The organism is Bradyrhizobium sp. 2TAF36, from assembly GCF_052114925.1.
Lineage (GTDB): Bacteria > Pseudomonadota > Alphaproteobacteria > Rhizobiales > Xanthobacteraceae > Bradyrhizobium > Bradyrhizobium barranii.
Window position 1 is genome coordinate 58,378 of the sequence record NZ_JBFRFR010000004.1, and the last position, 20,786, is coordinate 79,163.

A 20,786-nucleotide genomic window follows, 5' to 3' on the forward strand; every position below is an offset into this window, starting at 1 on the left:
TGTGGCAGCTATAACTTTTTGTAATGTAACGCTTTTCCAAGGTGGCCTGCGTCATAGCGCCGCTTTCAGAGCGCCCTGAAGGAGAAGCAAATCCTTCGGCAGAGGCGCTTCCCAGTGGAGTAATTCTCCGGTTCTCGGGTGCTCCAATACCAGCAAATAGGCATGCAGGGCCTGCCGTCCAAGCGTGGCCAGAGTCGCCTGCGACTCCGGGCCGAGGTGGTTCGCCTTGGTCTTGAAGTGCGGGCCATAGACGGCGTCGCCCATCAGGGGATGGCCAATATGGGCGAGGTGGACGCGGATCTGGTGGGTGCGTCCGGTCTCGAGCTCGCAGGCGAGCAGGGAGGCGATCGGCTTGCCGTCACGCCCCGCAAAACTCTCCAGAAGCTCCCAATGCGTCACCGCCTCGCGGCCGCCCTGGCGCACCGCCATCTTCTCGCGCGCATACGGGTGGCGGTCGATCGGCGCATCGACGGTGCCGCGGTGGCGTCCCGGCAGCCCCCAGGCGAAGGCCATGTAGCCGCGGCGCATCGCGCCCGTCCGGCCGTGGTCGGCGAATTGCGCGGTGAGCGAGGCATGGGCGAGGTCGTTCTTGGCGACTACCATCAGCCCGGTCGTGTCCTTGTCGAGCCGGTGCACGATGCCGGGCCGGCGTACCCCGCCGATGCCGGAGAGCGAGCCGCCGCAATGGGCGATCAGCGCGTTGACCAGCGTGCCGGTCTCGTGCCCGGCCGCGGGGTGCACGACGAGGCCCTTCGGCTTGTTGAGGACGACGATGTCGTCGTCCTCGAACACGATATCGAGGGCGATATCCTCACCCTTGGGCTCCGGCGGGGCCGCCTCCGGCACGTCGATTGTGATCGTATCGCCGGATGTGACGTGATAAGCGGGGTCGCGGATCGCGGCGTCCTTGAGGCTCACCGCGCCCGCCAAAATCAGGGCTTTCAGCCTCGATCGCGACAGGTCGGTGAGGTGCGCCGCCAGCACGCGGTCAAGCCGAGCCGAGCCCTCGTCGCCGGCGACGACAACTTCCAACCTTTGCGCAGAGCCTGAGCTATCCATGACGACGTCTGATACCGCTGTTCCCGAACCGAGCCCCGAGCAGGCCGCGCTGTTCGCGCGGGTGCGGCGGATGATGCTGATCGCGGGGTTGACCACGGCGCTGGCAATCTGCGCCGTCCTGATCGCGGTGGGCTACCGCCTTTTCAAGTCGGAGGGAAGGGCGTCCGAAATGGCCGGCGACGTCACCGCCGCCCTGCCCAAGGGCGCCAGGATCGTCTCGACCGGGGTCGCCGGCGACCGCCTCGTGGTCACGCTGGACGTTGGCGGGGTCATCGAGATCCGCACTTTCGACGCCCACACCCTGAAGCCGGCCGGAAAGCTGAAATTTGCCAATGAGCCGTAGGGCTGGCCGCGGCTGTTGATCGTTCTCCGGTCCAGTTTGTCTTGCCGCGCAACTTCTGATTTAGCTCTCGGGCTTGGGAAGTTGGGCTGGGACTGGGAATGGGACGTATCAAGTCGCGCGTCGTCGCAATTGCACTCGTTGTCGGGTCGTACGGATGCGCTGGATTTGCGGCGCTCGCAGAGCCGGCCAAGCAGCCCACAGCGCCAGCCAGGCAGGCTGGACTTGCCGCGCCGGCCAAACAACCCGCGGCGCAGGCCAAGCCAACGGGCTCGCGGAACGCACGGCTCTATTTCTTGCGCGAGAAGGGCATTTTCGGCGCGATGGGCGGAATGGCGGCCTCGTCGGAAATCCTGATCGACGGCAAGTCCGTCGGTAAGGTCGACATGGGGACGTTCTTCTTCGTCGACCGGCCGCCGGGCGTCCACAAGATCGCTTCCCACATGAAGATGTCGATGACGGACTATGAGGTCGAGGTCCCCGTCGAGGCCGGCAAGACGTATTATTTCGGCGTCGGGACGCAGCGGACAGGCGCCATCGGCCAGGACCTGCTCAACCAGGCCGTCGCCGGCAGCAGCGGCCAGCAGATCCGCTCCTCATCGCCGTTCAAATCCGCCTTTGCGGGCGCGGGCCTGTTCCGCCTTGAGCCGGCCGCGGGCGCTGCGGCGATCGAGAAACTGAAGCAGCCGTGAGTGTTCCCGGCGGTTTCGTAGGGCGCGCGGCGGCCCGCCGCGCAATTAAGCCTAAGCCGCATTGACCGTGCATATCCGGGGTTCTCGCCCCCGATCGAGGCTTGCCGCCGACAAAATTCGCGGCTATGTCCTGTCCCTCACGCTCCCTTCGTCTAGCGGTTAGGACGCGGCCCTCTCAAGGCTGAAACAGGGGTTCGATTCCCCTAGGGAGCGCCATTGCCTTGAAGCTACCTTCCCTTGATCTCGATTTGATTGTTCCCCCCGCTGGGTGAGCGCTTGTGGCATTGGCGATCAACGTTCGAGCCGATAACAATTCAGCAAGTGAGATCGAGCGGCTGTGGGATCAGGTCGTAGCGTTCGAAGTCGAGCCCTCGATGCGCGCCCTTGGCTATCGGCCACATTTTACATTTGCGATCTACGACTCGCCTGCGATCGACGAAAAGATAGCATGGGCCGCCATGCTGGCGGCCGTTGCTGGCGAAGCGCAATTTCGCATCGAGTTCAAACGGATTCGTTGGTTCGCAGGCTCGCCTCTCGTTCTCTGGGCGGAGCCGAGCTCCAATGAGGCGCTAACCCGCATCCACAGCTCGGTCAGCGCCGCAATCGACCCGGCGCATTGCCGCCCTCATTACCGGCCCGGGGCATGGACGCCGCATTGTACGCTCGGCTTGCGCATCGCCGATGAGCGGCGTGATGACGCGATTGCTTTTGCGCGATCGTTTGATCGAAGCATGGAAGTGCTGTTCGACGTGGCAGATTGCGTTACCTTTCCGCCGGTTCAGGTAATCGCTGAGCAGCGATTGCCCCCGTAGTCGATGGCACGGCCACGGCGGGCAAGGTCGGTAGCTTCGACGCCAAGTCGCTAGCAAACATGTTGCAGGCGAAGGCGCGATCACTGCGCCTGCAATCGCTTCAGGTCGGCAATGGCGGCACGATACTCTCGAAACGAGGTCGGGCATCCGTCTCGCGCGGCTGCAAACTCGTTCCGGGCCGCCACTGTATCTTTGCTCTTGAGCTGAGCGATCCCAGCGTAATAGTGTGCCTCGCAAGTTTGATCTGAATTCCTGGCCGAAGCCAGGGCTGCGGCGGGCGTGATCCGGCCGACAAGCAATTCGCCGACGGTTCTCGGCCAATCCCTGAGCTGGCCCTTGTCGAGTGCAGCGGACAGCGCGATGCCGGCATCGGCAGATCGTCCCTGCATCCGCGCCACCGATCCCCAAATCACGCCGTAGCCATCGGGATCGGAAAACCGCGCCTCCCGGTCGTAGTCCGAAGCGGCATCCCTGAAATCGCCTCTCCGATAGTACGCATCTCCCCGGGCCGCGTAGTAGTCAGTCGCGACGCGATCGGCCTCCGGACGACTCACCTCCTGGTCTTTGGCAAAGGTGGTGTTCTTGTCGGGTCCAAGCCTGATGGCATCGGTGAAATCCCGGATCGCCTCGTCCAGCCTGTCCTCGGACATATAAATCTGCCCGCGAATGAACCGGCTTGCGGCACCTGAGGGATCAAGATTGATGGCCTCGGTGAGCGAAGCGATTGCGCGTGTGGTGTCGCCCTTTTTGGCCAAGGTCAGTCCCAGCTCGTGATGAGCGTAGTTGTTCTTCGGGTTGAGCCTGACCGCCTCGGTGAAGTCGGCTTCAGCCGCATCCATGTTGCCGAGTGCAAAATTTCCGAAGCCATGCTTGAGCAATGCCATGGATCTTGCACCGGGAGGTAGTCTGGCGTCCTGGGAGAGGCTGCTGCACGCTGCCATCATGCGCGGGACATCGGTGCTGTCCTGACAATCGTTCAGGTCTTGTGGGGTGGCCGCAAACGCGCTTGCCGCCGAGACGACGATGGAGATGATCAAAGCTGCCCTGCAGCTGATGCGCAGGCCCTGATTTGACATTGCAGACATTTCGCTCCCTTGCACGACACACTTGGCCGATGATCCCGACGCAGGCAACGCGACCTGCCGCGACGACAACCTTATAGAGATCTTTTCCATCATTCTACCGGAGGTTTGTTGGGCCGTTGCCCTTCGGGCAAGGCACGCCGCGAGGTCGCGAGCGCATGCAGCATCGGCATCAGTGCCGGTAGTCGTTCTCCCCAAAATCTGCACTATGCGCTCCGCGCCTCCGGAGCTTCTGCAGGGCTTTCGGAGGTTCTGGCAATAGCATGCGGAGTGACGACATGAGCGGTTTGGTGATCTCTGGCGGCCGGGTGGTGGATCCCGCGAGCGGAATGGACGCCATCGGTGATGTAGCGGTGATGGACGGCAAGATCGCCGGCGTCGGCACGGGCCTCGGCGGCGCCGAGCGGGTGATCGACGCGACGGGGCTCGTGGTCGCGCCGGGCTTCATCGACCTGCACGCGCATGGCCAGTCGATCCCGGCCGACCGCATGCAGGCGTTCGACGGCGTGACGACGACGCTTGATCTCGAGGCCGGCGTGCTGCCGGTCGCCTCCTGGTATGAGCGCCAGGCGCGGAAGGGACGCGTGCTGAACTACGGCGCCGCCACCAACTGGGCCTTTGCGCGCATCGGCGCGATGACCGGCTCGAATGCGGAGAGCTCGCTGGAAGCGTTCGGCAACGCCATGCGCGATCGCCGCTGGATGGACAACGTCGCCAGCGATGCGGAGGTCGCCGGCATCCTCGAGCGTCTTTCGCGCGGCCTGAACGAGGGCGGCATCGGCATCGGCATCCTGAACGCCTATGCGCCGGGCGCCGGCGTGCAGGAGCTGACCGCGGTCTGCCAGCTCGCGGCCAGGCAGGACGTGCCGACMTTCACCCACGTCGCCTACATGTCGCGCGTCGACCCCGAAAGCGCCGCGGAAGCCTATATCCGCCTGATCGGCTATGCCGGCGCCACCGGCGCGCACATGCACATCTGCCATTTCAACTCGTCGAGCAAGACGGATATCGAACGCTGCCGCGTGCTGGTCGAAAAGGCGCAGGCGCAGGGCTTGCCCATCACGGTCGAAGCCTATCCCTACGGTACCGGCTCGACCGTGCTGGCCGCGGCCTTCTTCAGTGATCCCCAGTTCGTCGAGCGCAACGGCACCGGTTACGATTCAGTGCAGCGCGTGACCGACGGTCACCGCTTCCGCGATCGCGAGGAGCTGCTGAAGGCGCAAGCCGAAGAGCCGTCCTCGCTGGTGCTCTGGCACATCCTCGATACCGACAACAATGCGCATCATCGCGATCTGCTCGATATGTCGGTGCTGTATCCCGGCGGCGCGATCGCGTCCGATGCGATGCCGTGGACGACGTCGGACGGCAAGACCTACACCGGCGATGCCTGGCCGCTGCCGGATGACGCCACCTCGCATCCGCGCTCGGCCGGCTGCTTCACGAAGTTCATCCGCGAATGGGTGCGCGAGCGCAAGGCCGTGTCGCTGCTCGAAGGCGTGCGCAAATGCGCGCTGATCCCCGCAGAGATCCTTTCGCAAAGCACGCCCGCGATGCGGGCCAAGGGCCGCCTTGCCAAGGACGCCGATGCCGACATCGTCGTGTTCGACTACGAGAAGCTCTCGGACCGCGCGACCTTCACGGCGATGAACCGCCCCTCGGACGGCGTGCGGCATCTGATCGTCAGCGGCCAGCCGCTGATCAGCGATGGCGTGCTGGACGTGGCGGCGCGGCCCGGCCGCCCCGTGCGTCGCCCCGTCGTCGAGGGCTGATCCCATGCCGGTCCCCATTCTCCTGGTGACGGGCTTTCTGGGGGCGGGCAAGACCACGGTCGTCAACCATCTGCTGGCGAACGCGGAGGGACGGCGTATCGCGGCAATCGTCAACGATTTCGGCGCGATCAACATCGACGCGGAGTTGATCGCGGGCGCGAGCGACGGCGTGGTCAGCCTCGCCAATGGCTGCATCTGCTGCTCGCTCGAAGGCGATCTCCTGCGCACGCTCTCGACGCTGCTTCGGCGCGATCCGAAGCCCGAATATATCGTCATCGAGACCAGCGGCGTCGCCGATCCCGCCGACATCGTCCGCAACCTGATGGACCCCGTGATCCTGCGCGAGGCGCCGCTGGAAACGGTGCTCTGCGTGATGGATGCGGCGACGCTACCTGCGGCCCTGGATGATGCGCTGATGCGGTCGCAGCTGCGCGCCGCCGATATCGTGGCGCTGAGCAAGCTCGATCTGGCGGACGAGAGCGCAGGCGCCCGCATGCGCGAAGCCATCCGCGCRCAGCGTGTCCCCGCCGTGGTGGTCGATGCCAGGCACGGCGAGATTCCGTCCGCGCTGTTGTTCCCCGCGGCTGTTGATCGCGCGCCCGCGCCGCGCGACCCTGGACCACRACGGCCGTCCGAGGAGCGCTTCGAGACGCTGAGCTGGACCTCGGATCAGCCGCTGTCGCTGCAGCGCCTGCAGCCGGCGATCGGCCGCCTGGCGCCAAAGCTTGCGCGCGCAAAAGGCCTGTTCGAGACCGTCGAGCAACCCGGGCGCCAGATGGTGTTTCAGTTCGCCGCCGGCCGCGCGACGCTCGCGACGGGCGGTGCACCGGCGGAAGGCGTGCCGCGATCGCGGATCGTCTTCATCACCGAGCTCGGTGTGCTCTCGAAGGCCGAGCTCGACGGGATCATGGCGGCGTGCGTTGCGGGTGGGTGAAGCAAGCGATCACGCCAGAAGCACGCCCCTCACTTCACGCGAATTGCGCGATGCCGTTTCCGACGGACCAGTTCTCCGCGGGGGCATCGAGCACGTTGACGAACACGTCCTCCGGCCGGATGCCCGGGTTTTCGCCGAGTAGGTCTGCGATCCGCCGGTACAGCACCATCTTCTGCTCCGCCGTGCGCGAAGCGAACACGGTGATCTGGATCAGCACGGCGTCGTCGCTGCGTTTGACGCCATAGGCATTGCCGCAGCGGAAGTTCGAGGCGTCATGCTCGCTGATGGTCATGAACTCGTCGCCCTCGGGCACGTTCAGTGCCTCGCGCATGGCGCGGTACAAACCATCGAGGATCGCCTGCCGATAGGCTTCCGGTTTGCCGGCGCGCATCGAGATGTGAAGGAGAGGCATGGGCGGGTCCCTTTTGGCATGCGAGCCCGATCGGCCAGGGCGCACGCAAGCGCCGGCCGTTGGGCCCATTGACGGAACGGGCTATCAATCCCAATTAGTTTTTGACACGATGTCGAGAAAACACGTTATTGACATCGTGTCAAATATTTTTGCCGTACCGAGGAGCAGGATTTGAGGYCGCGCGAATTCGACCACGACGACGTCCTGCGTATCGCGTTCGACCAGTTCTGGCGCAAGGGCGTGCGCGGCACGTCGCTGTCGGACATCGCGCGCGATGCCGGTGTTCAGCGCGGCAGCCTCTACAATGCCTTCGGCAGCAAGGAGGCGCTGTTCCTCCAGGCCTATGAGCGTTATGCGGGCGATTATCTCCTCGCCCTGCAAAAGGCGCTCGGCGCGGGCTCACTGCGAAAACGCCTTACCGCGTTCTTCGACCTGACCATCACCAACTTCCGCTCGGGCTCGCCGCCGCGGGGATGTCCGACCACGCGCGGATTGATGGAGCTCGGCGCGGCCGAAGGGGAGGGCTTGGATGAAGACGCGCGTCAGGCCTTTGCGGGCCTCATCTCGCGCATCACCATGCTGGTTCAAGAGACGTTGGCGGCAGGCGCAGAGCGCGGCGAGTTCAATGGCAATCCCGCGGCCGCAGCGCTGCATATCATCACGGTGACGCGCGGCCTTGGCGTGCTCGAACGTGCCTTCGGCGACGAGCCGCAGCTGCGCAAGATCGCGGCTCACACCATCGATCTCGTGCTTGGCAAGAAGGGCGGTTAGGCCAGGCCGCAAAACGACGACCCCAGCGGTGGTGATCCCTGGGGCCGTCTGGAGGTTTTATGGAGGGCATCGAACACTGCGTCTCCATGGCGATGTTGATAGCGCAAGGTCGCTTGAGATGCGACTAGAACCCATCAAAGCGTCAGCACAAGGCAAGCGCGTTGACGGCCCGCGTCGTCGCGATCTCGTTCTCGTTCCCGACGTACTGGCAAACGATGGATTCGAGTTCGCCCGGCTGGTTGCGGCGTGCGACCGCCAGCAGTCGCATCAATTCCGCCTCGTCCTGCGACAGGCGCCGGCACGAGGGCGGCATGAAGCACAGTTCGCACGGCCGGCCGCTGCGCAGGATCCTGACGAGCGCAGCAGCGCGCGCCACCAGCAGCGGACTGTCGGCGATGCCCGGCGCCTCGTCGGCGAAGCGATAGGCCGCTTCCCAGCAATCGGAGGCGCCGGTCGTATAGGCCGCTCCGATGAATCGGAACAGCGACAGCGCAACGCGGGAAAATTCATCGTAGCTCTCGACGCAGGGACGCGCCGCAAGCGCGGCCTGGAGCGGACAGAGCCGCGGCTGGCCGGCTGTTTCGACTGGCGCAGAACCGCACGTATCGTGGAGCATGAACGATCCCGTCAGTGCAGCGTGGGACTTCCGACCAGCCAGCTCTTCATTGCCATCGTCCGGTCATGGTCGAAAGACTGAACGTGTCGGTCGGGCAGGATGAGGCCGGCCATGCGGAAGATCGTTGCAAGCCCCCGCACGGGCGCGAGAGCCCAATCGGCACCGACCGGCGGCAACCAGCTCTCGAACTGCTCGCGCGCGACGTCGATGCGTTCCTGTTGTGCCGCGGCGATCGCCCGCAAGATTCCGTGCTCGCTGTCCGACATCTTCGGACAGGTCGGACAATGAACTTCGATGGCCGTATGCGCCGTGCACGCGAAGATCTCGATGATGGATTCTAGCGACGGCACGGCGTCGCCCACGCGAAAGTGGTCGTACACTTGCTGGATATCGGCCGCAGTCGGAACGGCGCTTCCGCTGCGTGCCTTGGCCCGAAATCCCCAGATGAAAAGCCGCTCCGCCGCGCACAGCGCAGGAAGGTCGAGGGACTTGCCATATGTCGATTGATGCATTGAGCCTCTGGCCTTCTGTGCAGCTCACGCCACAGCTGGCGCTGATGATCTGCGCCGATCGTTCCGCCAGAGCCGACCGCAAGTCAACGCTCGCAGCGGCGATATCGAGGTCTTCTAGATCTAAAGAGCCGGGATCCCGGATGCAGCCAAGCCTCGCCAGCCTGCCAAGTCGCACGCCGCGCGCCGGCTGCCTCCAACGCAATTTCGTGGGGATTTGGGGAACCCGAATGCTTAAAGCTTCGCTAAGGGGTGCGGGATAAACTGGCATATCAGCCCTTCCAATTCTTGCGAGCTCCGATGTTTTTCTCCCGCATCAGTTTCAAGCTAGTCCTGATTGTCGGCATCAGCCTCCTCGGCATGATCGCTCTGGCGCCGATCGCGCTCTCGACCCTGCGTGCGCAGATGATTGCCGACCGCCAGGCCAAGACGCAGCACATGGTCGATGTCGGCTACGGCATCCTGGCGCACTATCAGAAGCTCGAGAGCGAGGGGAAGTTGCCGCGCGAGCAGGCGCAGGCCGCCGCGATCACAACGATCAAGAGCCTGCGTTATGACAAGGTCGAGTATTTCTGGATCAACGACATGGCCCCCAAGATGGTCATGCACCCGATCAAGCCCGAGCTCGACGGCAAGGATCTCTCCGGCATGAAGGACCCCGCCGGCAACGCGCTGTTCATGGGCTTCGTTGACGTCGTCAACAAGCAGGGCGCCGGCTTCTACAGCTATCTCTGGCCGAAGCCGGGCTTCGAGCAGCCGGTCGGAAAAATCTCCTATGTGAAGGGCTTTGCGCCCTGGGGATGGATCATCGGCACCGGCATTTATCTCGACGACGTCGACGCCGTTTTCCGCCAGAACGCGACGACATTCGCCTACATTTGTCTGGCCGTCCTGGTCCTGGTGCTGGCCTGCTCCTTCGTGATCGGCCGCAGCGTGACCCGGCCGCTCGCGAAAATCACCGCGCTGACCGAGCGACTCGCCGCCGGCGACAGCGCGTTCGAGGTGCCCTACACCGGCCGCAGCGACGAGGTCGGCGGGCTCGCCAAGGCGCTTGCCGTGTTCAAGGACAATGCGTCGGCGGTGAGCCGCATGCATACCGAGCAGCAGGAGACGAAGCAGAGGGCCGACGACGAGAAACGCAAGACGATGGGCGATCTCGCCGGCAAGTTCGAGGCGAGCGTTCAGGCCGTCGTCCGCGACGTCTTCACCGAGGCGCGCGCGATGCAGCAGGCCGCGCAAGGCATGTCGGAGACCGCGAACAAGGCGACCGACCGCGCAAGCTTCGTCGCGACCGCCTGCCAGCAGGCGTCGAGCAATGTGCAGACGGTGGCGTCCGCCGCCGGGCAGCTGTCGTCCTCGATCACCGAGATCAGCCAGCGTGTCGCGCAGGCTGCAAGCGTGGCCGACAAGGCGGCCGCGGACGGTCAGCGCACCAACGACACCGTGCAGGGGCTGGCCGCCGCCGCGCACAAGATCGGCGAGGTCATCGACCTCATCAACCAGATCGCCTCGCAGACCAACCTGCTCGCGCTCAACGCCACCATCGAAGCGGCGCGCGCCGGCGAGGCCGGCAGGGGATTTGCCGTGGTCGCGAGCGAGGTGAAATCGCTGGCGAGCCAGACCGCGAAGGCGACCGACGAGATCGGCGCGCAGATCACCGCGATCCAGGCCGAGACCAACCAGGTCGTCGGCAACATCGAGAGCATCCGCAAGACCATCATGGAGGTCAACGAGATCTCCTCGTCGATCGCCGCCGCGGTCGAGGAGCAGGGCGCCGCGACGCAGGCGATCGCCCACAGTGTGCAGGAGGCGGCGTCCGGCACCGACCAGGTCTCGCAGAACATCTCCGGTGTCACCGACGCCACGGCGGAAACGGGCCAGGCCGCGGGCCTCGTGCTGCAATCGAGCGGCCGGCTGTCGCAGAAGCTGCAATCACTGGAGAACGAGGTCAGCACCTTCGTTGCGGGCGTGCGGGCCGCCTGACATCGCGCTCATACTATCTGCCGTGGCGCGGATTATGCGCCTCGTCGCCGCGCGCGCCGGCAACTGATATTCCGGCCCGCGGGACCGGCTATTGCGACGGGCGTTCTCGCCCTTGACGAGCGCGGTTAAAGTGAAGAAGCAGGATCATCGAACCTGCCGACCCGCGCCTCGGCCCGCGGGCATGGAGACGCCGCATGTCGTTCAAGAAACTCCTGATCGCCAACCGTGGCGAGATCGCCATCCGCATCGCGCGCGCGGCGGCCGATGCCGGCATCGCGACGGTCGCGATCCATCCGGCCGATGACGCGCTGTCGCTGCACGCGCGTGTTGCCGACGGGGCGGTCGAAATCCCCGGCCGCGGCGCACGGGCCTATCTCGATATCGAAGCGGCGGTGAAGGCGGCGAAGAGCGCCGGCTGCGACGCGGTGCATCCCGGTTATGGCTTCCTCAGCGAGAATGCCGCGTTCGCCAAGGCCTGCGCGGATGCGGGCATCGCCTTCGTCGGGCCGAAGCCGGCCGCGCTTGAACTGTTCGGCGACAAGGTCGCGGCGCGGCAACTGGCGAAGCGTTGCGGCGTGCCGATCATCGCCGGCACCAGCGGGCCCTCGTCGCTGGAGGAGATCACGGCATTCTTCGAATCCCTCGGCAAGGGCGCGGCGATCGTGATCAAGGCGATGGCCGGTGGCGGCGGCCGCGGCATGCGCGTCGTGGAGAATGCCGCCGATCTCGCGGAAGCCTATGCGCGCTGCCAATCCGAGGCCAAGGCGGCGTTCGGGTTCGACGGCGTCTATGCCGAGCGCCTGATCCGCCAGGCCCGCCACATCGAGGTGCAGATCATCGGCGATCGCCACGGCGCGATCTCCCATCTCTGGGAGCGCGAATGCACCATCCAGCGCAGGCACCAGAAGCTGATCGAGGTGGCGCCGAGCCCGTCGCTCAGTGACGCCTTGCGCGGCCGCAWCATCGAAGCTGCGAAGCAGCTCGCGACCGCTGCGTCTTACGACAATCTCGGCACCTTCGAGTTCCTGGTCGACGGCACGGCCGAGGACAGCTTTGCCTTCATCGAGGCCAATCCGCGGCTTCAGGTCGAGCATACCGTGACGGAGGAAGTGCTCGGCCTCGACCTCGTCCGCGCCCAGCTCGCGGTCGCCGCCGGCGCAACATTGGCATCCCTTGATCTGGCACAGGGCGCCATCCCAAAGCCGCGTGGCTATGCCATGCAGCTCCGCGTCAACATGGAGACGCTGGACGAGCTGGGGGCGACGCATCCGACCGGCGGCGTGCTCGCCGTGTTCGAGCCGCCGTCGGGGCCCGGCGTCCGCGTCGATAGTTTTGGTTATGCCGGCTATAAAACCAGCGCGGCGTTCGACTCCCTGCTGGCCAAGGTCATCGTGCACACGCCGGGCGAAGCCTGGCACGACGTCGTGGCAAAAGCCTCGCGCGCCTTGCGCGAGTTCAGGATCGACGGCGTCGTGACCAACATCGCCTTCCTCCAAGCCGTGCTCGCACATCCCGATTTCAGGACTAACCGCATCGCGACCGATTTCATCGATCGCAACATCGCAAAGCTGGTCGAGGCGGCCGATGGCGCGGCAAAGCCGCTCTATTTTGCCGCGACCGAGCGAAGCGGCCATGGCGCGGAGACGCACGTCGCGCAGATCGTGCCCGAAGGCGCGGTGATGGTCGCTGCGCCCTTGCAGGGAACCATCGTCATCATCCAGGTGAAGGAAGGCGAGATCGTGCGCCCGGGCCAGCAGCTCGCCGTGATCGAATCCATGAAGATGGAGCATCTGGTCATGGCCGAGCAGGGCGGCCGCGTCATGAAGCTCGTCGCCGGCGATGGCGTGACCCTGATGCATGGCGAACCAATCATGTATCTGGAGCCGCTCGACGTCGCGGCCGATGCGTCGGCAGCGGAGGCCGATGTCGATCTCGACCACATCCGCCCTGATCTCGCCGAGATGATCGCGCGCCAGGCCAATACGCTCGATGCGAACCGGCCGGCCTCGGTCGAGCGCCGCCGCAACACCAACCAGCGCACAGCGCGCGAGAACGTCGCGCAGCTCGTCGACGACGGCTCGTTCATGGAATATGGCAGCCTTGCGATCGCAGCGCAGCGACGCCGCCGCAAGCTCGACGATCTCATCAAGAGCACACCGGCCGACGGCCTCGTGATGGGTGTTGCGACGGTGAATGCCGAGAAGTTCGGCGCCGAGGGCGGCCGCTGCATCGTCGTGGCCTACGACTACACCGTGCTCGCGGGCACGCAGGGCCACATGAACCACAAGAAGATCGACCGCATGCTGACGCTGGCGGAAGACTGGCGTGTGCCCTTGGTGTTTTACGCCGAAGGCGGCGGCGGCCGGCCCGGCGACACCGACCGACTCGGCATGACCGGCCTCGACGGCCCGTCCTTCGTGCAGTTCGCACGGCTCTCCGGCCTCGTGCCGGTTATCGGCGTGGTCTCCGGCTACTGCTTTGCCGGCAACGCCGCGATGCTCGGCTGCTGCGATGTCATCATCGCTACCAGGAACGCCTCGATCGGCATGGGCGGTCCGGCGATGATCGAAGGCGGCGGTCTCGGCGTCTATCATCCGGCCGAGGTCGGCCCTGTTACGTTCCAGTCGCCGAATGGCGTCATCGACATCCTGGTCGAGGACGAGGAGGAGGCGACGCGGGTGGCTCAAAAATACCTGTCCTACTTCCAGGGTGCGGTGACGGAGTGGCAAGCGGCCGACCAGCGCCTGCTTCGCCGCGCCATCCCGGAGAACCGCCTGCGGGTCTACGATATCCGCAGCGTCATCGATCTCGTCGCGGACAAGGATTCCGTGCTGGAGTTGCGCCGCGACTACGGCGTTGGCATGATCACCGCGCTGATCCGCATCGAGGGCAAGCCGTTCGGACTGATCGCCAACAATCCGCGCCATCTCGGCGGCGCGATCGATGCCGACGCCGGCGACAAGGCCGCGCGCTTCCTCCAGCTCTGCGACGCCTTCGATCTGCCGATCGTCTCGCTCTGCGATACGCCCGGCTTCATGGTCGGTCCGGAGGCCGAGAAGACCGCGATCGTGCGCCACGTCTCGCGCATGTTCGTCACCGGCGCGAGCCTTACCGTACCGCTGTTCGGCATCGTGCTGCGCAAGGGCTATGGTCTCGGCGCGCAGTCGATGATCGGCGGCGGCTTCCACGCCTCCTTCTTCACCGCGGCCTGGCCGACCGGCGAATTCGGCGGCATGGGCCTGGAGGGGTATGTCCGCCTCGGCTTCCGCAAGGAGATGGAGGCGATCGCCGACCCCGAGGAGCGCGAGACCTATTATCGGAACAAGGTCGCCGAGCTCTATGCCAACGGCAAGGCGGTCTCGATCGCCTCGGTGTTCGAGATCGACAACGTCATCGACCCCGCCGAGACGCGGCGCTGGATCATGGCGGGCGTGCGCTCGGTGCCGAGGCCGCCCGCGAGGACGAAGAAGAAGCGACCCTGCATCGATACGTGGTGAGCGCAGTGCAGCAATAGCTGCGTCCCGGTTCCCGATTGACATCCCCGCCTGTGCTGCCAGACTTTGCACAATAATGCAGGGTGGAGACGTCCGCGATGGCCAGCCTTTCGGCCTCGAACCATGTCGCCCGTGTCTTGTCCGTCGCCAATCACGTGGCCGACGTCGATGCCTCTTCGCGCATCGCCAATTCCTGGCGGCGCTGCCTGGTGAGCCACAAGCTCGACCCCGCCCGCCAGGGCCCGCCGCAGACGCTCACCGAAGCCGAGATTCGCCACGTCGCCGGGCCCATGGAGGAGACGATCAGGCTCGTGACCCCCGAGCTCGACGATCTCGCCCGCGTGCTGCGCGACGCCGGCTACTGCGTCAATCTCGCTGACGTGAACGCGACCATGCTGTTCAGCCGCCTGCCGGCCGAAGCCGACGCAAAGATGTTTCTGGACTGGAAGATCTACACCGGCTCGAATTTCGCCGAGACCTTCGAGGGCACCAACGGGCTCGGCACTGCGCTTGCCGAAGAGAAGCCCATCCTGGTGCATCGCGACGAGCATTTTCGCGCGCAGTGGCACATGTTTTCCTGCGCCGTGGCGCCACTGTTCGATCAGGCCGGCCGGCTCGCCGGTGCCGTGAACATCACCTCGTGCCGCGAGGATCTCGAACGCGCCGGGCATCAGCTCGCGCTCGCGGTGACGATGGAGGCGACGCGGCGGATGGAGGGCGCGATCTTCCGCGGCCATTTCCACAACGCCTGGATCGCCACCGTGCCGGGCGACGGCGGCAGCGGCCTGCTTGCCTATGACGACGATCGCCGCATCGTCGGCGCCTGCCGTTCGGCGCGCGCGCTGCTGGGCCTCACAGACGGCTTGATCGCATCGGGCATCGATCTGTCGCGCTATATCAAGTTCGATCATCACGCGGCGCGTGGTGCGGACGAGGTCGTCGAACTGCGCCGCGCCGACGGCAGCGCGCTCGGGCAGGGACATGTCGCGCCGCCGCTGCGGGCGAGGCCGTCCACTCAGCGTCGTGACGTTCCCGTCGATCGTTTCAATTCGCTGCATCGGCTCGCAGGTCGCGATCCCGGCCTGATCAAAAGCGTCAAACGGCTGAGAAGCATCGGCGACCACAATCTGCCGGTGCTGCTGCATGGCGAGACCGGCGTCGGCAAGGATGTGTTCGCGCGCGCCATTCACGCGGCGAGCAACCGCGCCCGCAACCATTATGTCGCGCTGAACTGTGCGGCGATGCCGGAGAGCCTGATCGACGCCGAGCTGTTCGGCTATGAGGCCGGCGCCTTCACCGGCGCGCGCCGCGACGGCTCGAAGGGTCTGATCGTGCAGGCCGACGGCGGCACGCTGTTTCTCGACGAGATCGGCGACATGCCGATCGCGCTGCAGACGCGCCTCTTGCGCGTGCTCGAAAACCGCGAGGTCTGGCCGCTCGGCGCGCTCAAGCCGGTGCCGGTCGACATCCGCCTGATCAGCGCGACCCATCGCGACCTCGGCCGCATGGCGGAGGAGGGCGCCTTCCGCGCCGATCTCTACTTCCGGCTGCGCGGCATGGACGTGCGACTGCCGGCGTTGCGCGAGCGCGCCGACAGAGACGATATCATCCGCCAGATCGCGCGCGAGGAGGCGCCGGATTGCCGCCTGTCGGACGAGGCCTGGGCGTTGCTCTCGGCCTATCCCTATCCCGGCAACATGCGCCAGCTGCGCCACGTGCTGCGGCTTGCCGGCTGCACCGCGGAGGACGGCGTCATCATGGATGCCGATCTCGATCTGCCTCCGTTCGGTGGGTGGACGGCAGAGCCCGATCTCGCAACGGCCGAGCGCGCGACGATCGTCGAGGCGCTACGCAAGCATGGCGGCCGCGTGACGGAAGCTGCCCGCGCGCTGAAGCTGAGCCGCGCCACCCTGTACCGCAAGATCAAGCAGTTGAAGATCGAGACGGCGCAGTAGCGTTCAGTCGCATGCGGCGTTCTTTCTTCCTCTCTCCCCTTGTGGGAGAGGGTGGATCGCCGCGTAGCGGCGAGACGGGTGAGGGGTCTGCCTCCGCGATTACTCCCTTTCGWGTKTGCGGAGACATACCCCTCAKCCGGCGCTKCGCGCCACCTTCTCCCACAAGGGGAGAAAGTAAACTCTACAGGGCTCTACGGAGTTGTACAACCCGCCCATCAAGCCTCTGAAAATACTTATCATCTCTCTATTTGTCTCTACCGCGCTCCATGGTAATTTACGCCCATCATAGGGACACTATAGGGACACCGAGAGAAAACCATGGCCCGCCGCATCCGTGCTGCATCACTTGAAAACCGAACCAACCGGCTGAAGCTGCCGGTCCGCAAGAAGCCGTTCACCGCGCTGATCGCGCCCAACATCTCGATTGCCTATCGCCGCAATGAAGGCGCTGGCACTTGGAGCGTGAAGTGCAACGGCTGGCTGAAGCGCTTTGCGCTCGCCGACGACTACGAGGACGCGAACGACGACAGCGTGATGACCTACTGGCAGGCGCTCGACCGTGCCAAGACGTTGGCGCGGGCCGACGAGGGCACCACTGAACAGATGGCGAGCGTCGCGGAGACCATCGACAGTTATGAAGCCGATCTCGAACGGCGCGGCGGCCGTAAGTATAACGCCACACAGTTGCGCCTGCACGTCTCCAAGACCATGCAGGCGAAGACGGTGGCGCTGCTCACCGAGAAGGAGCTGCACCAGTGGCGGCTCGGCCTGATCGCGAGCGGCCTGATGCCGTCGTCCGCCGACCGCATCGCCAAGTCGCTGAGATCGGCGCTCAACCTTGCGGCGGCCAATGACGACCGCATCAAGAACGCGAGCGCATGGAAGGAAGGCCTGAAGAAGCCCGACGACGAAGACGCCGAGCCGCGCAACATCATCCTGCCCGACGAGACCATCACCGCGCTGGTGCATGGTGCCTACGAGGAGGATCATGCCTTCGGCGTGATTATGGACACGCTGGCCGAGACCGGCAACCGCGAGAGCCAGCTCTTCCGGCTGAAGGTGCACGACCTGCAGGACCATCTCGCCGCACCGCGTTTGATGATGCCGTCGAGCAAGAAGGGCAAGAACCGCAAGAAGAACCGCTCCATCGAATACCGGCCGCTGCCGATCTCGGTTCGCTTGGCGAAGGTGCTGCGCCAGCACGTCAAGGGCAAGCGGCTGGATGCACCGCTGTTTGCCAAGATGTGGGATTTGGCCAAGCGGCTGAAGCCGGTGATCGAGCGGCTGAAGCTCGACGACGACGACGGCATCACGCCTTATGCGTTCAGGCACTCCAGCGTCGTCCGGCAGCTCGTGCAGGGCGTGCCCATCAGGGTCGTTGCCAGCCATCACGACACGAGCGTGGCCGAAATCGAACGGACTTATAGCCGCTTCATCACTGGCGATCCGACCGAAGCGCTGACGCGGGCCACGCTGCTCGATCTCGCCAAGCCTGTCGCCACGAGCAACGTGGTCAAGCTGGCGAAGCGGTGACGGTCGAGCGCGAGCGGGCGACGATGCAGTAATTTACCAACCGTTGGTAAATTAGCCGGGTGCGCTCACGCTCGCGGTCTTGGCGGGTTTTGATTTTCCCACAGTGGGAAAATTACGCAGATCACCGCTGATCGTGCCGGGTTTTAATTTATCGACTGTCGATAAATTACGCAGATCGCCACGGCCTCGACCTCGGTAATTTGGAAGTCACTTCCAAATTAAAACCCCGCCACCATCACCGCCAGCGCCACCATCAGCGCGACGTCCGGCACCCCTTGGGTTGCTCGCGGTCTTGGCGGGTTTTAATTTATCACCTGTTGATAAATTACGAGGCGCTGAACGTGAGTCATGACATGCGCGCGGCTGTGGCGGGTTGTTGGTTGGTTTTTTCGGTGCCGATGGTTTTTGCCTGTTAGATTGCGTCTTCATAGTCCTATGAAGACGCTTCACAGGAAAGGCTGGATCGCAGATCTGCCTGTCAGATTGCGTCTTGGCCATGCGGCCAAGACGCTTCACAGGAAAGCTGGACCGATGAACACGCTTCATCGGCCTGTCAGTTGGCGTCTTACTAGCGCTAGTAAGACGGCCGACAGGAGCGGGGCTTCGTCGCGCGGCCTCGGTACTTCTAAATTAAAACCCCGCCACCATCATCGCCACTTCGTCACGCCGTTGCGATAGCGCGGCGGGTTCATGTGCTCGCGCTGCAGCTTGGCGGTGACGCGATGGATGACGCCCGGACCAAGCTCGGGATAGCGCGCCAGCTCGTCGGCGACGTCGGCCAGAAACGCGCTGCGCTGATGCGGCTGCAGTGGCTTGGCGGCTTCCATGACGATGCCAAGCTCGTCGTCGGTGAGGCTGATCATTGTCGCTGCTCGACACGCGCAAGCGCTCCAAGTGGATCGGGCTCATACCTCGACAACCCGCCATCGATCAAACGCCTCAGCAACCGCGCCGAGCCGGGAATGTGCCGCGCGTCGTTGGGCGTGATCAACGCGACATCGATGTTGTCGATCCAGCACGGCGGCGTTTCCCACGGATCGAGATGCAGCGCGTCCATCTGACAATAGAAGCTCGCGAACCGGCCGACCCTTTCGAACGGTCGCGACGACAGCATGCTATCGACCTGACGGCGGCGTGCCCGGCTTTCGTTCCGCACGGTTTCGATGGCCCGGCTCATCGCATCGCGGTCAACGTCAGTTAGGTTCGTCATCGCGGCGAGCCTCCAGCAAACTTTGCCGCGTGAAATAGCTCACCGGCTCCAGATCTTCGGGCTTCGGCTGCTCGCGGTACGACGCAGGCGACAGCGACAGCATCCGGGCGGTCGCGCGCATCTCCTTGGCCGCGTGCTGCAGGATCGTCAGCCACGGGCTCGCCTTGCCATCGGCGACAAAACCGGCCGCCTTCATCTCGCCGAACGCGGTCCGCRTCAGCACGATGTTGCGGGCGAGGTGCGCGATCAGCGGCGTGTCGCTCGGCAAAAAGTGGTTTGGTGCGGCACCGCAAACGATGTCGGCGAAGACCTCACGCTCCAAGGCGTCGAGATCCGGCGGCGCTCGCAACACCGCGCGGGTCGTGTCGGTTGGTGAGAAGGTGGCGGCGTTTGCGGACTGGCGCGGCATCGGTCAGGGCCCGGTGATCGACGGAGGATAGGATGATCGCGGCGGTTGTAAATGGTGGAACCGGGCGGAACCGGCTGAAAGAGAAGGATTTTCTCCGGGTTCCATCGGTTTCTACTCTAAGTTGTTAGAGTTCCCGTTGCGCCGCCGCGCGGGAACCTGCTACCTCCGGAGATTTTTCGACCCGCCCCCCACCCCCGTTTTGGCCTGCGCCGGGCTTGCGGGCCTCGTCCATGCGTTTGCCCTTGGTGGCTGGCCCTTTCCCGGTCTTGGCCCAAACCAACGCATCAGCGCCGTTCCTAGCGGCTCGCTTGTGGAGAGCCGCAACATGTTGAAATGGCTTGCCTTTTCTGACGACGCGAGCCATCCTTAACCTCTTGATCTTGCTGCGCTATTTGCCATCTCGACCTGCTCAATCGCTCCATCGGCGGTTGTGCCTCGGGAGAAGAACTTTCCAAAAGCCAGTGGTCTAGTTCCGCGCGACTTGACGCCTTCCGATGGGACTACATACCCGATACAACCAACGCGAGAAGGCGCTTTGCGGCCTCGGTCTTCTTCCACAGCAGCAGCGCCAGCATGGCTTCACGCTTGGTCAGATCGCGGTCGGGAATGTCCGGCAGCGACAACAGCTCGCGCACCAGCGCGGCGGTTTCGTCGCCAGCCTCGCGCAGATCCTCGACGTGACCGGCGGCCATGATGCTGAGCGCAAGCGCGTTGAGCCTGTCGTCGTCGTCAGGCACGGCGAGCACCTCGCAACGGGTTCGGCATGTCGATCACGTCGGCAGCACGATCACCACCGAGACCGCGCTCCAGCTTTTCGGTCGCCTGCAGCAACGCTGACAGCCGCAGATCATGCTCGTCGCGCAGCTTCTCGACTTCGGCACGGTGAAGTTTCCGCTCGTGAGCTATCGCTGCCGCGAGGACCTCGCGGTGCAGCTCGGTGTGCTCAGCCAGCGCGGCGGATATCTTGCCGTCGATGTAGCTCTGCCAGCGCGATGCTTCGGCATCGGTCAGCGTCCGGGCTCGCGCTGCAGGCTCAGGTGCGGGCTTCGGCATCCCGGCATGCCAGTCGCAAGAGAAACCATCGTCGCGATGGACGCGGGTCACGGTCTCGGCGGCGATGGTTTCGCTACAGGCTTCGGGGTTGAGCATCAGGCGGCTGCGCTCAACGGCTTCGGCAAATGCAACTCGTCGGGCTTCTGCGTCCAT

General features: G+C 64.8%; 20 protein-coding genes and 1 tRNA gene. 11 read left to right on the forward strand and 10 right to left on the reverse strand.

The window, feature by feature from the left end; translation table 11 throughout:
- Window positions 1–51: 51 nt before the first annotated feature.
- Window positions 52–1,059 (reverse strand): RluA family pseudouridine synthase, encoded by a 1,008-nt coding sequence (locus tag AB4Z51_RS03205; protein WP_063985479.1) that lies wholly within the window; start codon window positions 1,057–1,059, stop codon window positions 52–54.
- Between AB4Z51_RS03205 and AB4Z51_RS03210 the strand changes: the two genes are divergently transcribed.
- The 4 genes from AB4Z51_RS03210 (at window position 1,058) to AB4Z51_RS03225 (ending at window position 2,903) form a co-directional block, all read left to right on the forward strand.
- Window positions 1,058–1,402 carry a hypothetical protein gene (locus AB4Z51_RS03210; protein ID WP_063985478.1) on the forward strand — a complete coding sequence of 115 codons (345 nt, stop codon included), beginning with the start codon at window positions 1,058–1,060 and terminating at the stop codon, window positions 1,400–1,402. The genes AB4Z51_RS03205 and AB4Z51_RS03210 overlap by 2 nt on opposite strands.
- A 98-nt stretch (window positions 1,403–1,500) precedes the next feature.
- Window positions 1,501–2,091 (forward strand): DUF2846 domain-containing protein, encoded by a 591-nt coding sequence (locus tag AB4Z51_RS03215; protein ID WP_085400470.1) that lies wholly within the window; start codon window positions 1,501–1,503, stop codon window positions 2,089–2,091.
- Between the two features lie 141 nt (window positions 2,092–2,232).
- Window positions 2,233–2,307: transfer RNA gene (locus AB4Z51_RS03220), tRNA-Glu, on the forward strand.
- A 62-nt stretch (window positions 2,308–2,369) separates the two neighbouring features.
- Entirely contained in the window at window positions 2,370–2,903 is a 534-nt protein-coding gene (locus tag AB4Z51_RS03225; RefSeq protein WP_085400472.1) for a 2'-5' RNA ligase family protein, read from the forward strand.
- 80 nt (window positions 2,904–2,983) lie between these two features.
- Here the strand turns inward: AB4Z51_RS03225 and AB4Z51_RS03230 are convergent, their stop codons facing one another.
- The gene (locus AB4Z51_RS03230) at window positions 2,984–3,940 is read right to left on the reverse strand and encodes a tetratricopeptide repeat protein (protein WP_441497032.1); all 957 of its coding nucleotides are present in this window, start codon (window positions 3,938–3,940) and stop codon (window positions 2,984–2,986) included.
- A 323-nt stretch (window positions 3,941–4,263) separates the two neighbouring features.
- Here AB4Z51_RS03230 and AB4Z51_RS03235 point away from each other — a divergent pair, with 323 nt between their 5' ends.
- Window positions 4,264–5,754, forward strand: a complete 1,491-nt coding sequence (locus tag AB4Z51_RS03235; protein WP_244623205.1) for an amidohydrolase family protein — start codon at window positions 4,264–4,266, stop codon at window positions 5,752–5,754.
- A 4-nt stretch (window positions 5,755–5,758) separates the two neighbouring features.
- Window positions 5,759–6,688, forward strand: coding sequence for a CobW family GTP-binding protein (locus AB4Z51_RS03240; protein ID WP_441497033.1), 930 nt, complete (start codon window positions 5,759–5,761; stop codon window positions 6,686–6,688).
- A gap of 34 nt (window positions 6,689–6,722) precedes the next feature.
- On the opposite strand, the gene AB4Z51_RS03245 is transcribed toward AB4Z51_RS03240, so the two are convergent.
- Complete coding sequence (locus AB4Z51_RS03245; protein WP_085400479.1) at window positions 6,723–7,100, reverse strand: tautomerase family protein; 378 nt, start codon at window positions 7,098–7,100, stop codon at window positions 6,723–6,725.
- Window positions 7,101–7,271: 171 nt separating this feature from the next.
- On the opposite strand from AB4Z51_RS03245, the gene AB4Z51_RS03250 reads away from it, so the two are divergent.
- The gene (locus tag AB4Z51_RS03250) at window positions 7,272–7,871 is read left to right on the forward strand and encodes a TetR/AcrR family transcriptional regulator (protein ID WP_441497034.1); all 600 of its coding nucleotides are present in this window, start codon (window positions 7,272–7,274) and stop codon (window positions 7,869–7,871) included.
- A gap of 142 nt (window positions 7,872–8,013) precedes the next feature.
- Here AB4Z51_RS03250 and AB4Z51_RS03255 read toward each other — a convergent pair whose 3' ends face one another.
- Window positions 8,014–8,487 carry a hypothetical protein gene (locus AB4Z51_RS03255; protein ID WP_135215193.1) on the reverse strand — a complete coding sequence of 158 codons (474 nt, stop codon included), beginning with the start codon at window positions 8,485–8,487 and terminating at the stop codon, window positions 8,014–8,016.
- 11 nt (window positions 8,488–8,498) lie between these two features.
- A complete protein-coding gene (locus AB4Z51_RS03260; RefSeq protein ID WP_244623207.1) occupies window positions 8,499–8,849 on the reverse strand; it encodes a hypothetical protein in 351 nt (116 codons plus the stop codon).
- A gap of 447 nt (window positions 8,850–9,296) precedes the next feature.
- Between AB4Z51_RS03260 and AB4Z51_RS03265 the strand changes: the two genes are divergently transcribed.
- The 4 genes from AB4Z51_RS03265 (at window position 9,297) to AB4Z51_RS03280 (ending at window position 17,961) form a co-directional block, all read left to right on the forward strand.
- Window positions 9,297–10,979 (forward strand): methyl-accepting chemotaxis protein, encoded by a 1,683-nt coding sequence (locus AB4Z51_RS03265; protein ID WP_085400483.1) that lies wholly within the window; start codon window positions 9,297–9,299, stop codon window positions 10,977–10,979.
- A gap of 194 nt (window positions 10,980–11,173) precedes the next feature.
- Window positions 11,174–14,476 (forward strand): carboxyl transferase domain-containing protein, encoded by a 3,303-nt coding sequence (locus AB4Z51_RS03270; RefSeq protein WP_441497035.1) that lies wholly within the window; start codon window positions 11,174–11,176, stop codon window positions 14,474–14,476.
- A gap of 95 nt (window positions 14,477–14,571) precedes the next feature.
- Window positions 14,572–16,428: a sigma-54-dependent Fis family transcriptional regulator gene (locus tag AB4Z51_RS03275; RefSeq protein WP_085400487.1), complete on the forward strand. Its 1,857-nt coding sequence runs from the start codon at window positions 14,572–14,574 to the stop codon at window positions 16,426–16,428.
- 318 nt (window positions 16,429–16,746) lie between these two features.
- A complete protein-coding gene (locus AB4Z51_RS03280; protein WP_441497036.1) occupies window positions 16,747–17,961 on the forward strand; it encodes a site-specific integrase in 1,215 nt (404 codons plus the stop codon).
- 647 nt (window positions 17,962–18,608) lie between these two features.
- On the opposite strand, the gene AB4Z51_RS03285 is transcribed toward AB4Z51_RS03280, so the two are convergent.
- From AB4Z51_RS03285 to AB4Z51_RS03305, 5 genes are all read right to left on the reverse strand, one after another.
- The gene (locus tag AB4Z51_RS03285) at window positions 18,609–18,824 is read right to left on the reverse strand and encodes a hypothetical protein (RefSeq protein ID WP_441497037.1); all 216 of its coding nucleotides are present in this window, start codon (window positions 18,822–18,824) and stop codon (window positions 18,609–18,611) included.
- Complete coding sequence (locus AB4Z51_RS03290) at window positions 18,821–19,171, reverse strand: hypothetical protein (RefSeq protein WP_441497038.1); 351 nt, start codon at window positions 19,169–19,171, stop codon at window positions 18,821–18,823. The genes AB4Z51_RS03285 and AB4Z51_RS03290 overlap by 4 nt, the downstream gene beginning before the upstream one ends.
- Window positions 19,155–19,580 (reverse strand): P27 family phage terminase small subunit, encoded by a 426-nt coding sequence (locus tag AB4Z51_RS03295; protein WP_441497039.1) that lies wholly within the window; start codon window positions 19,578–19,580, stop codon window positions 19,155–19,157. Before AB4Z51_RS03295 ends, AB4Z51_RS03290 begins: the two co-directional genes overlap by 17 nt.
- A 500-nt stretch (window positions 19,581–20,080) precedes the next feature.
- Window positions 20,081–20,317, reverse strand: a complete 237-nt coding sequence (locus tag AB4Z51_RS03300; protein WP_441497040.1) for a hypothetical protein — start codon at window positions 20,315–20,317, stop codon at window positions 20,081–20,083.
- Window positions 20,310–20,786 carry a hypothetical protein gene (locus tag AB4Z51_RS03305; RefSeq protein WP_441497041.1) on the reverse strand — a complete coding sequence of 159 codons (477 nt, stop codon included), beginning with the start codon at window positions 20,784–20,786 and terminating at the stop codon, window positions 20,310–20,312. The genes AB4Z51_RS03300 and AB4Z51_RS03305 overlap by 8 nt, the downstream gene beginning before the upstream one ends.